11 protein-coding genes are annotated in these 13,869 nt (G+C 74.2%); 7 read left to right on the top strand and 4 right to left on the bottom strand.

The window, feature by feature from the left end; genetic code table 11:
* Positions 1 to 62: 62 nt before the first annotated feature.
* Positions 63 to 491, bottom strand: coding sequence for a nitroreductase family deazaflavin-dependent oxidoreductase (locus tag OG989_RS29185; protein ID WP_327029091.1), 429 nt, complete (start codon positions 489 to 491; stop codon positions 63 to 65).
* Between the two features lie 52 nt (positions 492 to 543).
* Entirely contained in the window at positions 544 to 1,896 is a 1,353-nt protein-coding gene (locus OG989_RS29180; protein WP_192581599.1) for a pentapeptide repeat-containing protein, read from the bottom strand.
* Positions 1,897 to 2,126: 230 nt separating this feature from the next.
* Here OG989_RS29180 and OG989_RS29175 point away from each other — a divergent pair, with 230 nt between their 5' ends.
* On the top strand, positions 2,127 to 2,981 hold the full coding sequence (locus OG989_RS29175; RefSeq protein WP_327029089.1) for an alpha/beta fold hydrolase: 855 nt from the start codon (positions 2,127 to 2,129) through the stop codon (positions 2,979 to 2,981).
* 43 nt (positions 2,982 to 3,024) lie between these two features.
* On the opposite strand, the gene OG989_RS29170 is transcribed toward OG989_RS29175, so the two are convergent.
* On the bottom strand, positions 3,025 to 3,897 hold the full coding sequence (locus tag OG989_RS29170; RefSeq protein WP_327029088.1) for an aldo/keto reductase: 873 nt from the start codon (positions 3,895 to 3,897) through the stop codon (positions 3,025 to 3,027).
* A gap of 346 nt (positions 3,898 to 4,243) precedes the next feature.
* Between OG989_RS29170 and OG989_RS29165 the strand changes: the two genes are divergently transcribed.
* The 5 genes from OG989_RS29165 (at position 4,244) to OG989_RS29145 (ending at position 9,164) form a co-directional block, all read left to right on the top strand.
* On the top strand, positions 4,244 to 4,609 hold the full coding sequence (locus OG989_RS29165) for a YciI family protein (RefSeq protein ID WP_151456957.1): 366 nt from the start codon (positions 4,244 to 4,246) through the stop codon (positions 4,607 to 4,609).
* A gap of 359 nt (positions 4,610 to 4,968) precedes the next feature.
* Positions 4,969 to 6,417: a pyruvate kinase gene (gene pyk, locus OG989_RS29160; protein WP_151456958.1), complete on the top strand. Its 1,449-nt coding sequence runs from the start codon at positions 4,969 to 4,971 to the stop codon at positions 6,415 to 6,417.
* Positions 6,414 to 7,298 (top strand): acyl-CoA thioesterase, encoded by an 885-nt coding sequence (locus OG989_RS29155; protein ID WP_151456959.1) that lies wholly within the window; start codon positions 6,414 to 6,416, stop codon positions 7,296 to 7,298. Before pyk ends, OG989_RS29155 begins: the two co-directional genes overlap by 4 nt.
* 134 nt (positions 7,299 to 7,432) lie before the next feature.
* On the top strand, positions 7,433 to 7,903 hold the full coding sequence (locus OG989_RS29150; RefSeq protein WP_311413602.1) for an RrF2 family transcriptional regulator: 471 nt from the start codon (positions 7,433 to 7,435) through the stop codon (positions 7,901 to 7,903).
* Positions 7,904 to 8,087: 184 nt separating this feature from the next.
* Positions 8,088 to 9,164 carry a sulfite exporter TauE/SafE family protein gene (locus OG989_RS29145; protein WP_327029087.1) on the top strand — a complete coding sequence of 359 codons (1,077 nt, stop codon included), beginning with the start codon at positions 8,088 to 8,090 and terminating at the stop codon, positions 9,162 to 9,164.
* A 427-nt stretch (positions 9,165 to 9,591) separates the two neighbouring features.
* Here the strand turns inward: OG989_RS29145 and OG989_RS29140 are convergent, their stop codons facing one another.
* A complete protein-coding gene (locus tag OG989_RS29140; RefSeq protein ID WP_327029086.1) occupies positions 9,592 to 11,025 on the bottom strand; it encodes a pyridoxal-dependent decarboxylase in 1,434 nt (477 codons plus the stop codon).
* A gap of 351 nt (positions 11,026 to 11,376) precedes the next feature.
* On the opposite strand from OG989_RS29140, the gene OG989_RS29135 reads away from it, so the two are divergent.
* The gene (locus OG989_RS29135) at positions 11,377 to 13,653 is read left to right on the top strand and encodes a rhamnogalacturonan lyase family protein (protein ID WP_327029085.1); all 2,277 of its coding nucleotides are present in this window, start codon (positions 11,377 to 11,379) and stop codon (positions 13,651 to 13,653) included.
* Positions 13,654 to 13,869: the final 216 nt, after the last annotated feature.

The raw sequence follows: 13,869 nt of genomic DNA, 5'->3' as shown, positions 1-13,869 counted from the left end.
CAGCATTATAGGCCGTGGATCACCTGGGCCTCCGCCGTAGCTGCGCGCCGGGCCGGTGCCGATTAGGCCCGTTCGACGACGACCACCGGGATCTCCCGCTCGGTCTCCTTCTGGTAGCGGGCGTACGTCGGGAAGACCTCGGTCATGACCTGCCACAGCCGGGGCCGCTCCTCGGCGGTGGCGGTACGCGCCGTGCCCCGGAACTTCTCGGCCCCGACCTGCACCTCCACCTTCGGGTCGGCGCACAGGTTGAGGTACCAGTACGGGTGCCGCGCCGCGCCGCCGTTCGACGCCACCAGCAGGTAGCGGTCGCCGTCGCGGCCGTAGATGAGCGCGGTGCGCCGCAGCGTGCCGGACCGGCGCCCCCGGGTGGTGAGCAGCAGGCTGTCGTAGCCGTGGAATTTTCCGCCGTCGGCGCCGTCGGTCTCCAGGTAGCGCTGCACGTGGCTGGCCACCCACTCCACCGGACTGTCCTGAATGGTTTCCCCCATCGGCCCAGCCTAGCGGTCGCGCCGCGACGGCGAGGGCCCCGCGCCGGGACGGTCAGGAGTCCGTGAGCAGCAGCCAGTCATCGTCCAGCGGGGCGACGGTCGTGCCCTCGGGCCAGACGTGCGAGCCGGCGGCCGTCGCCCGCGCCTGGTCCACCAGGGGACGGCGGGCGAACGTCGCCCCGTCGAAGGTCACCGGGCCGTGGAAGCGGGCCCGACCGAAGTTCGCCGCTCCCTCGAAGCGGGTCCGCTCGAACCAGGTCTGGTCACCGAACTCGGTCCACCGGAACAGGGCCAGGTCCGCGAAGCGGGTCTGCCGGAACCCGGCGTAGCCGGTGAAGGTGGCGTGGTCCATCGAGACCCCGCTCAGGAAGACCGCCTCGCGGAAGGTCGCGCTGTCCGTGAATCGGGACGCGTCGAAGCTCGCCGTCCGGTGGAAGGTGACGCCCCGGAAGGAGGCCCGGGCGACGGTGGCGTGCCGGCACGACAGCCCGCCGGCGAGGTCGGCGCCGTCGAAGCTGACCCGGCCGGCGATCCGGGCGCGGTCGAGGACGATCTCGGCGTCGCCGCGCAGGTCGTCGCAGGCCAGGTCCGCGAAGGTCGCGCCGAGGGAGAGCCGCCCGCGTACGGTCGCGCCGACCAGGCTGGTGGTGCCGGCGCAGACCGCGCCGGTGAGGTCCGCGTCGTCCAGGGTGCAGCCGGTCGCGTCGAACCCGTCGAGCCGGGCGCCGGTCAGGTCCAGCCTGACCCCGGGCCAGTAGGCGTCGTCGTCCGCGCGCAGGTGCCGGGTCAGGACCCGCTGGGCGGTGCGGCGCACCTCCGCCTCGCGCGCGTCGTCCTCCGGCGCCGGCATCCGCAGGTACGCGCAGAGCACCGCCACGATCGTCTCCCGCTGGGCGGGATTGTCCTGCCCGAGCCGCTCCAGGGCGTGCAGGCCGCCCAGGCGTACGGCCGCGTTGTCGTTGCCGAGCAGTGCGACGGCGCTCGTGTACAGCTCGGTCAGCCGGCGCTCGGCGGCGTCGTGCTCGGCCGCCTCGGCATGCCGCTCCTGGTGGTGCTGCCCGGCCTCGGCGACCGCCTCCGCGTGCGCCTGCACCCGTTCCCGGTGCGCCTGGTCCTGCGCGGCGACGGTCTCCTGGTGCCGCTGGGCGCGTTCGCCGATCCACTGTCGCCGGGCGGCCAGCAGCAGGGCGAGCCCGCCGCCGGTGCCGGCGACCACGGTCAGCCCGGTGCGGATGGCGTCGATGCGCAGCGTCGCGCGGGTGTCCGGCTGGGCGGCGCGGTCGGCCTCGCCGAGCAGCCAGTCGAGCACCAGCCAGCCGAGCAGCGCGGCGAGGAGCAGCCCGACGAGCACCAGCCACCACGGCATCACCCGCAGCGGCTCTTCACGGGGCGGTGTCGGGCGCACGGGTCACAGCATGCCACCGCGCTCGGCCCGACGTGGGGCACCGTCCGCCGTGGACGGACGGCGCCGGGATTGCCGGTTTGTGCTCCCGGCGCGACAAGGGGTTACCGGGCCGTAACTTGTTATTGACGATGGTGGATTACGGCCATCATCATCGTCTCCACGATCGATCGGAACCACCCCCACCCCCGTCCCGCCCGGTTGCACCGGGTTCCTCCATGGGAGGTGCAGCTTTGCTGCTCCGAAAGATCGTCCCCGCCCTCGCCGTCATGATCGCCGCCGTGCTCGCCGCCCCCGCCACGGCCGCTGTCGCGGCCCCCGACCGGCCCGCGGCCAGCACCGACCGGAGCGCCACCGACCCGGCCGCCTCCGCCTCCGCCGTTGGGGACGGCGTCACCAGCACCGCCGCCGAGATTGCCGCCGCCGCGGCAGGTAACCCCGTCATCGTCGTCGGTGGCCTCAGCGGCATCGCCTCCGCCTACGGGCCGCTGGCCTCCCGGCTGCGCGTCGACGGGTACCGGGTCTGGGTCTACCAGCTGCCCAACCTCGGGCTCGGCGACATCCCCACCTCGGCCCGCGCGTTCAGCAGCTTCGTCGGGCAGGTCCGCGCGTCGACCGGCGCGGCCAAGGTCGACGTCGTCGCCCACTCCGAGGGCGGCCTGGTGTCCCGGTACTTCATCAAGAGCCTGGGCGGGGCCAGCAGCGTCGACCGCTACGTCAGCCTCGGCACCCCGCAGTACGGCACGTACGTGGCCAACATCGTGAAGTTCCTCGGCCTGGGCAGCTGCGCCGGCATCGTCGCCTGCCAGCAGATGTCGATCGGCTCGTCGTTCCTCGCCGGCCTCAATGCGGGCGACGACACCCCCGGCGCGGTCCGCTGGACGGCGGTGCGCACCCTCCAGGACGAGCTGGTGCGCCCCGTCGACAACGCCACACTGGCCGACGGAGCGACCAACGTGCTGATCCAGTCGGCGTGCCCCCTGCGGGTCGTCGGGCACCTCGGCCTGGTGCTCGACGGCACCACGTACACGGTGATCCGGCAGGCGCTGCGCGGGGAGGCGATCCGCCCCAACTGCCTCGCCCTGTAGCGGGCGGGGACGGGCGGCCGTGCGCCGCCCGCCCCGCCCCGCGTCAGGCGGCCTTGGCGAGGGCCGCGTACTCGTCGTCGGTCAGCTGCACCTCGGCGGCGGCCACGTTCTCCTCCAGGTGCGCCACCGACGACGTGCCCGGGATCGGCAGCATCACCGGTGACCGGCGCAGCAGCCAGGCGAGCGCGAGCTGGGCGGGCGTCGCGCCGTGCCCGGTGCTGATCGCGTCCAGCGGGCCGCCCGGCCGGGCCAGGTTGCCGGTGGCGATCGGGAACCAGGGGATGAACGCGAGGTCGTGGCGCTCGCAGTGCTCCAGGACGGCCTCCGCGCTGCGGTCCGCCAGGTTGTAGAGGTTCTGCACCGAGACGATCGGGGTGACGGCGCGGGCCGCCTCGATCTGCTCGACGGTCACCTCGGACAGGCCGATGTGCCGGATCTTGCCCTCCTGCTTGAGCAGCGCCAGCTCCCCGAGCTGGTCGGCGAGCGGCACCTGCGGGTCGATCCGGTGCAGCTGGTAGAGCCCGATGGCCTCCAGGCCGAGGTGCCGCAGGCTCAGCTCGCACTGCTGGCGCAGGTACTCCGGGCGCCCCACCGGACGCCAGTCGCCCGGGCCGGAGCGGGTCAGGCCGGCCTTGGTCGCGATGACCAGGTCGTCGGCGTACGGGTGCAGGGCATCCCGGATGAGCAGCTCGCTGACGAACGGCCCGTAGGAGTCGGCCGTGTCGATGAACGTCACCCCCAGCTCGTACGCCCGGCGCAGCACCCGTACGGCCTCGGCCGGGTCCTTCGGGTCGCCCCACACGCCGGGGCCGGTGAGCTGCATCGCGCCGTAGCCGAGCCGGTCGACCTGGAGGTCGCCCCCGATCCGGTACGTCCCCGAGGCCTTCGCGGGCTGCTTGCCGGCGTCATTCGTCATGCGTGGATTCCCATCCTGTCGTCCGTCTCCGGCGGTCGATCCCACCACCGAGAGGCTTTCCCGACGATCGTCGCCCACACCACCACCGGGGCGGATCGAGACCGGGATCACCCGCCGTAGGGCCGGACGTGGCCGGCGCGTCCCGGGTGCCCCCGGGCCCGCCACGACACGGCGCGACGTTGCCACAACCGGGCCGGGCGGGGGACGAAGTTGCCCGGAGCGCCCGTGCCGGCCGGCTGCCCGTGCGACGCTGGGCCGTGCCGGCTCGACGTCGACCACGGGCGTACGCCCCGCCGGTCGACCGAGCGCACGTCGCCGCGTGCGGCGCGACGCGGGAGGGAACGCCATGACGGGAGTGCCGCAGGTCGACTTCGCGCTCGACACGTACGAGTGCATCGTGCTGTATCCCGGCGCGGCCGGGCGGGCGCTGCCGGCGGAGACGGTGCAGCGGTTGCAGGCCGAGCACCTCGCGCACATGCAGGCCCTGCAACGGCGGGGGATCATCCTGGTTGCCGGCTCGGTGGACGGCCCGGCCCGCGAACCGGACCCGCCGATCGGCTTCGGCCTGGCACGCACCGGCTCCGTGGACGACGTACGCAGCGTGATGGAGGCCGACCCGGCCGTCCAGGCGGGGCTCTACCGGGTGGACGTGCTGACCTTCCTCTGCCCGGAGGGCTCGCTGGAGTTCCCGCTGGTCAAGACGCAGAGCTGAGCCCCCGGTACGGAAGACCGCCGGCCTGCCGCGCCGCCGCAGCCCGAGCACCGCCCCCAACGCAGCGCCCCGCCGTCGACCTACGGGCCCGGGGCGGAGCCGACCGGGACGGCCGGCGGATCCGGCGCGGGCGCGCGGGGGAGGCCGTGGCGGCGTCGGGCGGAACGGCGGGGAGCACCCGGCTGCCCGGTAGCGCCGGGGGCGTACGATTCCCGGCGCGCGGTCGCCGATGCCCGCCGCCTCAACGTTCCGGCGTGGGTTCCGCCCGCCGGCTGCGCGCGTGACGCGCGTCGTTGGACAATGTTCCGCAGTCCGCAAGGGGTCGGCCCACAGCCAGACCCGGAGGAGAGACTAGCCTGATGGGCGTGACACGCCGCGCGAAGATCGTCTGCACTCTTGGTCCTGCCACCTCGTCGCCGGAGCGCATCCGGGGCCTCGTCGAGGCCGGCATGAACGTGGCGAGACTCAACTTCAGCCACGGGAGCCACGAGGATCACGAGGCGGTGTACCGGCTGGTCCGCGAGGCCGCGGAAGCGGCCGGACGGCCGGTGGCCGTGCTCGCCGACCTCCAGGGCCCGAAGATCCGGCTCGGCCGGTTCGCCGACGGCCCGCACGAGTGGCGCACCGGCGACTCGGTCGTCATCACCGGTGACGACATCCTCGGCACCAAGGAGCGGGTCTCCTGCACCTACCGCAAGCTTCCGCAGGAGGTCAAGCCCGGCGACCGGCTGCTGATCGACGACGGCCGGGTCGCCGTCGAGGTCACCGACGTCACCGGCAACGACATCCGCTGCCTGGTCACCGAGGGCGGCCCGGTCTCCAACAACAAGGGCGTCTCGCTGCCGAACGTGGCGGTCAGCGTGCCGGCGATGTCCGAGAAGGACGCCGAGGACCTGCGTTTCGCCCTCGGCCTGGGCGTCGACCTGATCGCGCTCTCCTTCGTCCGCTCGGCGGACGACATCAAGCTGGTGCACGGCATCATGGCCGAGGAGGGCGTGCACCGGCCGGTGCTGGCCAAGGTGGAGAAGCCCGAGGCGGTCGACTGCCTGGAGCAGATCGTGCTGGCCTTCGACGGCGTCATGGTCGCCCGCGGCGACCTCGGCGTGGAGCTGCCGCTGGACCAGGTGCCGCTGGTGCAGAAGCGTGCCGTGCAGCTCTGCCGGGAGAACGCCAAGCCGGTCATCGTGGCCACCCAGATGCTCGACTCCATGATCGAGAACTCCCGGCCGACCCGCGCCGAGGCCTCCGACGTCGCCAACGCCGTGCTCGACGGCGCGGACGCGGTGATGCTCTCCGGCGAGACCAGCGTCGGCAAGTACCCGGTGCTCACCGTCAGCACCATGGCGAAGATCGTCACCACCACCGAGTCCGGCTCGATCGGCGTGCCGCGCCTCCAGCACGACCCCCGTACGCACGGTGGCGCGCTGACCGTCGCCGCCTCCTCGATCTCCCGGGCCATCGGCGCGAAGGCGCTGGTCGCCTTCTCGCAGACCGGCGACACCGTGCGGCGGCTGTCCCGGCTGCACTGCGATCTGCCGCTGCTCGCCTTCACCCCGGTGCCCGAGGTGCGCAACCAGCTCGCCCTCTCCTGGGGCGTGGAGACGTTCCTGATGCCGTTCGTCGAGCACACCGACGACATGTTCCGCCAGGTCGACCAGGCGCTGCTCGGGCTCGACCGGGCCAACCCCGGCGACTACGTGGTGATCGTCGCCGGCAGCCCGCCCGGCACCCCCGGCTCGACCAACACGCTGCGCGTACACCAGCTCGGATCGCTGGTCGACGCGGCGTCGGCGCGGGCCTTGCAGTGAGCGACGCGGACGTCGCGGTCGGGCAGGCCGCGGTCGACCAGCTCCTGGAGGTGCTCGACCTGGAGCACACCGGCGGGATGACCTTCCGGGGGATGAGCCCCCCGGTCGGTCCCCAGCGGGTGTACGGCGGCCAGGTCGCCGGCCAGGCGCTGGTCGCCGCCGGACGCACCGTCGACCCGGCCCGCTTCGTGCACTCCCTGCACGGCTACTTCGTCCGCCCGGGCGACCCGGCCGAGCCGATCGTGTACGAGGTGGAGAACGTCCGCGACGGCCGCTCCTTCTCGGTGCGCCGCTCGGTGGCGCTCCAGCACGACAAGCCGATCTTCTTCATGTCGGCGTCGTTCCAGCGGACGGAGGAGGGCCTGGACCACCAGGCCCCCACCCCGCCCGACGTGCCGGCGCCGGACGAGGTCCCGACGATGGCCGACCGGCTCGCCCGCTACCCGGAGCGGCTCGGCATCTGGGCGCAGATCCCGCGCCCGATCGACGTCCGCTACGTCGGCGAGCCCGGCTGGGTACGCCCCGGCGACCGCCCCGCCGACCCCCACCAGCGGGTCTGGATGCGCATCGACGGCAAGCTGCCCGAGGATCCGCTGCTGCACGCCTGCGCGCTCACGTACGCCTCCGACCTGACGCTGCTCGACTCGGTGCTCTCCGTGCACGGCGAGGTCTGGGGCCCGGGCGGCGTGGTCGGGGCCAGCCTCGACCACGCGCTCTGGTTCCACCGGCCGTTCCGCGCCGACGAGTGGTTCCTCTACGACTGCTGGAGCCCGTCGGCCTCCGGCGCCCGGGGGCTCGCCACCGGCCGCATGTTCACCACCGACGGGCACCACATCGCCAGCGCCGTGCAGGAGGGGCTGCTGCGCCGCGTCGGAGACTGACCGTCCGACCGTCGTGGCCCGACCCGTCGGGCTCGCCACCAGCGGCGTCTCCGAGGCCGCCCGCGCATCGCCACCGGCCGATCGGTCGAGGGGTGATCGTCCGGGCGGGTCGGTCAGGCGACTAACCTTGCCGCATGCGCCTCTCCGCCCGGGTCGACTACGCCCTCCGCGCGGTCGCCGAGCTCGCCTCGGTGACCGCCGACGCCGGGCCCGGGCGAAGCCGGCCCGTGACCGCCGACCAGATCGCCCGCGCCCAGGAGATCCCGCCGAAGTTCCTGGAAAGCATCCTGCTGCAATTGCGCCGGGGCGGCATCGTGCAGGCCCAGCGCGGCCCGGAGGGCGGCTACTGGCTGGCCCGACCGGCCGGGGAGATCTCGCTGGCCGAGGTGATCCGGGTGATCGACGGCCCGCTCGCGCACGTACGCGGGCAGCGGCCCGAGGAACTCGGCTACCACGGTGCGGCGCGGGCCCTCCAGGAGGTCTGGATCGCCCTGCGGGCCAGCGAGCGCGAAATCCTGGAACTGGTCACCGTCGCCGACGTGGCCGGCGGCACCCTGCCGGGCCGGGTCGTCGAGCTGGCCGCCGACCCCCGCGCCTGGACCTGACCCGCACCGCTTCCGGATCGCGTTGACTTCTTGCCCGCTTCGGGATCGTGCTCGTCGCCGCCACGGCCGGGCCGCCGGGCGGCGTCTGTCGTCTCACTGACCGGTTGGAGGCTTGACCGGGGCACGCCCCGTGCCGCATTGTCGACCAAGTCGATAGGAGATACCGAAAAGTCAGGGGGCGCTCGTGCGCAAGCTGCTGGTCCTCGCGCTGGTCGGGCTCGCCGCGCAACTCGTCGACGGCGCCCTCGGCATGGCGTACGGGCTGACCTCCTCCACGTTGCTGCTGCTCGTCGGGGTGGCGCCGGCCGCCGCGTCGGCGTCCGTGCACCTGGCCGAGATCGGCACCACGCTCGCCGCCGGGGTGTCGCACTGGCGGTTCGGCAACGTCGACTGGCGGGTGGTCGGCCGGATCGCCTTCCCCGGAGCCGTGGGCGCGTTCGCTGGCGCGACCTTCCTCAGCTCGATCTCCACCGAGTCGGCCGCCCCGTGGATGGCCGGCATCCTGTTCACCCTCGGCGCGTACCTGCTGGTGCGCTTCTCCCGGCCGCTGCGCACCGACCGGCGCGGCGGCCAGCTGCGCAGCCGCTTCCTCGGCCCGCTCGGCCTGGTCGCCGGCTTCGTCGACGCCACCGGCGGCGGCGGGTGGGGCCCGGTCGCCACACCGGCCCTGCTGGTCAGCGGGCGGATGGAGCCGCGCAAGGTGATCGGCTCGGTGGACACGTCCGAGTTCGTGGTCGCCGGCGCCGCCAGCCTCGGCTTCCTGATCGGCCTCGGCTCCGAGGGCTTCCTGCTGCCCATGGTCGCCGCGCTGCTCGTCGGCGGCCTGATCGCCGCGCCCATCGCGGCCTGGCTGGTGCGCATCGTCCCCGCCCAACTGCTCGGCGCGGCGATCGGCGGCGTGATCGTGCTGACCAACGCCCGTACGCTGATGCGCTCGGCCGACCTCGGCGGCCCGGCCCGGCCGGCCGTCTACGCGCTGCTGGCCGTCGCCTGGGCTGCCGCCCTGGCCCTGGCCGTCCGGGCGCTGCTGCGCACCCGCCGCCAGCGCGCCGTCGCCGCGACCGCCTTGGCGGCCGACGCCCTGAGCCCGGCGACCGTCCCTCCGGCGACCGCTTCCCCGGCAGACGTCCCCTCGGCGGCCGTCGCCTCGGCGGCTGCCCTGGCCGGGGAACGTCTCCCGACGGCTGTCCCCGCGACGGCTGCCCCGGCCGAGGACCGTCTCCCGACTCCGGCGGCGGTCCCCTCGCTCAACAACCGCTGACCCCCGCCCCGGCGCCGCCCGCCCTGCCCTGCATCGCGTCGCGTCGCATCGTGTAGATCTTGGTAGGAACGTGCCCCTCCAGGGGCCGATTCCTACCAAGATCTACACCGGCACCGGCACCGGCACCGGCACCGCAGCCGCAGCGGCAGCCGCACCCGCAGCACGGCCGGCGCAGCCGTGCCGTCAGCGCGACCGGCCAGCGCGTATCCGCGCCGTCAGCGCGACCGGCCAGCGCGTATCCGCGCCGTCAGCGCGACCGGCCAGCGCGCATCCGCGCCGTCAGCGCGACCGGCCAGCGCGTATCCGCGCCGCCAGCGCGATCGACCCGCGCAGCCGTGCCACAGCGCGATCGGCCAGCGCCGCCAACCGGCCGCCACCGGCCGTAACCGGGCCAGCCGGTGCAGGTGGCGCGGCGGCGGGGCGGCGGTCAGTGGGGGAGGAGGGCGGTCGCGGCGTCGGTGAGGAGGGTCCACGCCTCGTCGACGTGGACCTCGGTGCTCTGCGGGGAGCCGACGGCCAGGCGCAGCGTGTAGCGGCCGTTCACCCGGGTGTGCGTCAGGTGCACCCGGCCCGTGGCGTTGACCCGGGCCAGCAGCTCCGCGTTGACCTCGTCGTCCGCCACCAGCCGGAAGCACACCAGCGAGTACGGGTGGGCCCCCACCAGCGCGAACCGGTCGTCGGCGCGGACCCGGTCGGCGAACCGGGCGGCGAGCGACACGCCGGAGCGGATGTGCGCGCGCAGCCCCTCGGCGCCGTACCAGCGCAGCACGAACCAGAGCTTCAGCGCCCGGAACCGGCGGCCCAGCGGCACCTGCCAGTCCCGGTAGTCGATCACCGCGCCGGACTCGGTGGCGGCGTTGCGCAGGTACTCCGGCAGCACGCTCAGCGCCTCGATCAGCTCCGCCGTGTCGGCCACCCAGAACGCGTCGCAGTCGAAGCCGGTGAGCAGCCACTTGTGCGGGTCGAAGCAGTACGAGTCGGCGTACTCCAGGCCGGCGTGCCCGAACCGCAGCTCCGGGCAGACCGCCGCCGCTCCCGCGTACGCGGCGTCGACGTGCAGGAAGACGCCGTACTCGGCGCAGATCGCGCCGATCTCCGGCAGCGGGTCGATCGCGGTCGTGGAGGTGGTGCCGACGGTCGCGACCACGATCGCCGGGACCACGCCGGCCGCCAGGTCCGCCTCGATCGCCGCGCGCAGCGCCGCCGGGGACATCGCCTGCGTCTCTGGGTCGACCTCGACCGGCCGTACGCCGTCGGCGCCCAGCCCGGCGATCCGGGCGGCCTTCTCGATGGACGAGTGGCCCTGGGTGGAGGCGTAGGCGCGGTAGCGGCGGTCGACGCCGACCTCACGCCACCGGCCGCCGCCGGCGCGGTGCAGCGCGACCAGGGTCGCCACCAGCGTCGCCGAGGACGCCGAGTCCTGGATCACCCCGCCGCCGCCGGAGCCGGAGCGGAACCGCTTCGGCAGGTCCAGCAGTTCGGCGAGCCAGTCCAGCAGCACCGTCTCCAGTTCGGTGCACGCCGGCCCGGTCGCCCAGAGCATCCCCTGCACGCCCAGCCCGGCGCTGACCATGTCGCCGAGCACGCTGGGCCCCGAGGTGTTGGCCGGGAAGTAGCCGAAGAACCCGGGGTGCTGCCAGTGCGTCAGCCCCGGCGTGATCAGGGTGTCCAGGTCGGCCAGGACGGCCTCCACCGGCTCGCCGTGCTCCGGCGGGCCGGCGGGCAGCCGGGCGGCCACCGTCCCGGGCGGGTCCTGCGAGGTCACCGGACGCCGCTCCAGCGTCGCCCAGTAGTCGGCGATCCAGTCCACCACGGCGTGCCCGGCGCGTCGGAACTCGTCCGGGGTCATGTGCTCAGCCACGCCCTGAGTCGATCAAGAATCCGGGCCGGGGGCAAGGGAAGTGGCTGGTGCCCCCCGCCACGGGGACGCCCGAAGCAGGGCGGCCAGAAGGGCGGGGGAAGACGGATTGTCCGCTGAAAGCGCTTGCCCTAGCATCGCAGGTGCGCGGAGCCACCCCTCGACGCCGCCCGCCGGAGCACCGACGCCGCAGTGCCGGCGCCGGGACGCCCGACACCGGAGCGGCGGCGTCGACACCGACGCCGTACCGACGGCGTCGGACCACCGCCGCAAGCGCGGCGTCTCCTCCCGCCGGCCCGGGCAGGCCGACGGCGACGGTTGCCGCGCGCCCAACCTCCCCGGAGGCCACTCCCCATGCCCATCACCCATCGCCGCGTCGCGTTGCTCGCCGCGGCCGCCGCGGCCGCTCTCGCCGCCGGTACGCTTCCGACCCTCACCGCCTCGGCTGCCGCCGCAGGCTGCCGCGTCGAGCACCGGATCACCAACCAGTGGCCCGGCGGCTTCGGCGCCGACGTCACCGTCACCAACCTGGGCGACCCGGTGAACGGCTGGACCCTCACCTGGTCGCACACCGCCGGCCAGCGGGTCACCCAGGCGTGGAACGCCGTCGTCGACCAGTCCGGCGCGCAGGTGACCGCCCGTAACGTCGAGCACAACGCGGTGCTCGCCACCGGTGCCAGCGCCACCTTCGGCTTCAACGGCTCGTGGGAGGGGAGCAACCCGCCACCGACCGGCTTCGCCCTCAACGGCACCGCATGCACCGGCGCCGCGCCCACCGGCGGCCCGACCACCCCGCCGCCGCCGAGCACGCCGCCGCCCACGACCCCGCCACCCACCACGCCGCCGCCGACCACCCCGCCGCCGGCCGGGGCGGTGCAGATGGAGGACCTCGACCGGGGATTGGTCAGCGTCCGCTCCGGCAGCGGCAACCTGGTCTCCTGGCGGCTGCTCGGCACCGAGACGACCGGGGTCGCCTTCAACCTCTACCGGGGCACGACCAGGGTCAACGGCAGCCCGATCACCGGGGCGACCAACTACCTCGACAGCGGCGCGGCGGCCGACGCGACCTACACCGTGCGCGCCGTCGTCGGCGGCACCGAACAGGCCGCCTCCGCAGCCGCGCTCCGGTTCCCCGCCGGCTACCTCGACGTGCCGTTGCAGGTGCCGGCGGGCGCGAGCACGCCGAGCGGCGAGAGCTACACGTACTCCGCCAGCGACGCCTCCGTCGGCGACCTCGACGGCGACGGGGACTACGAGTTCGTGGTCAAGTGGGAGCCGTCCAACGCCAAGGACAACTCCCAGTCCGGCTACACCGGCAACGTGTACGTCGACGCGTACACCCTCACCGGCACCCGGCTGTGGCGCGTCGACCTGGGCCGCAACATCCGCGCCGGGGCCCACTACACCCAGTTCCAGGTGTACGACTACGACGGCGACGGTCGCGCCGAGGTGGCCATGAAGACCGCCGACGGCACCCGCTCCGGCACCGGCCAGGTGATCGGCTCCGCCACCGCCGACCACCGCAACTCCAGCGGGTACGTCCTCGCCGGCCCCGAGTACCTGACCATGTTCGACGGCCGCACCGGCGCGGTCCTCTCCACCGTCAACTACGACCCGCCGCGAGGCACGGTCTCCTCCTGGGGCGACAACTACGGCAACCGGGTCGACCGCTTCCTCGCCGCCACCGCCTACCTCGACGGGCAGCGCCCCTCCCTGGTGATGGCCCGCGGCTACTACACGCGGGCGGTCGTGGCGGCCTGGGACTTCCGCGACGGCACCCTGCGCAAGCGGTGGACCTTCGACTCCAACGCCTCGGGCAACGGCGCTGCCTTCGGCCAGGGCAACCACAACCTCTCCGTCGCCGACGTCGACGCCGACGGCCGCCAGGAGATCGTGTACGGGTCGGCCACCATCAACGACGACGGCCGCCTGATGTACGCCACCGGCTTCGGCCACGGCGACGCCCTGCACGTCGGCGACCTCCTGCCCGCCCGCGCCGGCCTGGAGGTCTTCACCATCCACGAGTCCGGCAACCAGCCGGCGGCCGACCTGCACGACGCCCGTACCGGTCAGGTCTTCTGGCAGCGGCCGAACAACGGGGGAGTCGAGGGCCCCGGCCGGGGCGTCGCCGCCGACATCCACGCCGGCAGCCCCGGCGCCGAGTTCTGGGGCGCCGGCACCCACATGGGCGACCTCTACAGCGCCACCGGGGCCGTCGTCGGGCGCCGGCCGTCCTCGGCGAACTTCCTCGCCTGGTGGGACGGCGACCCCGTCCGGGAACTGCTCGACGGCACCCGCATCGACAAGTACGGCACCGGTGGCGACACCCGCCTGCTGACCGCCAGCGGCGTGGCGGCGAACAACGGCACCAAGTCCACCCCGGCGCTCTCCGCCGACCTGTTCGGCGACTGGCGGGAGGAGGTCGTCTGGCGCACCACCGACAGCCGGGCCCTGCGCATCTACAGCACGCCCACGCCCACCAACACCCGGATCCACACGCTCATGCACGACCCGCAGTACCGGGTGGCGGTCGCCTGGCAGAACACCGCCTACAACCAGCCCCCGCACCCGGGCTTCTTCCTCGGCGACGGCATGGCCGCCCCGCCCACGCCCAACGTCTACCTGCGGTGACCCGACGACCGGTCGGCGGCGGCGCCCCCGGGGCGCACGGTCGGCCGGTCGCAGAACGGAAAAGGCACCGGGCCGCAGCCGCGGAATCCGCACAGCTCCGGCCCGGTGCCCCACACCGCGGCATCCCCGACCCGTCCCGACCGGGAATGCCGTACCACCACCGAGGTCAAAACTAGGCGGGCCGCGCGTCGCCCCGGTGACGCCGACGTGAAGATC

The sequence above is a fragment of the Micromonospora sp. NBC_01740 genome, assembly GCF_035920365.1.
In the GTDB taxonomy this organism is placed as follows: Bacteria; Actinomycetota; Actinomycetes; order Mycobacteriales; family Micromonosporaceae; genus Micromonospora; species Micromonospora reichwaldensis.
This window is presented reverse-complemented; position numbering and strand designations above follow the sequence as displayed.

Excerpts from the sequence above, each read along its gene's own strand:
- OG989_RS29185 (WP_327029091.1), bottom strand. The coding sequence starts at position 491 with ATGGGGGAAACCATTCAGGACAGTCCGGTGGAGTGGGTGGCCAGCCAC.
- OG989_RS29170 (WP_327029088.1), bottom strand. The coding sequence starts at position 3,897 with ATGACGAATGACGCCGGCAAGCAGCCCGCGAAGGCCTCGGGGACGTAC.
- OG989_RS29165 (WP_151456957.1), top strand. The coding sequence starts at position 4,244 with ATGACGGGAGTGCCGCAGGTCGACTTCGCGCTCGACACGTACGAGTGC.
- pyk (WP_151456958.1), top strand. The coding sequence starts at position 4,969 with ATGGGCGTGACACGCCGCGCGAAGATCGTCTGCACTCTTGGTCCTGCC.
- OG989_RS29150 (WP_311413602.1), top strand. The coding sequence starts at position 7,433 with ATGCGCCTCTCCGCCCGGGTCGACTACGCCCTCCGCGCGGTCGCCGAG.
- OG989_RS29135 (WP_327029085.1), top strand. The coding sequence starts at position 11,377 with ATGCCCATCACCCATCGCCGCGTCGCGTTGCTCGCCGCGGCCGCCGCG.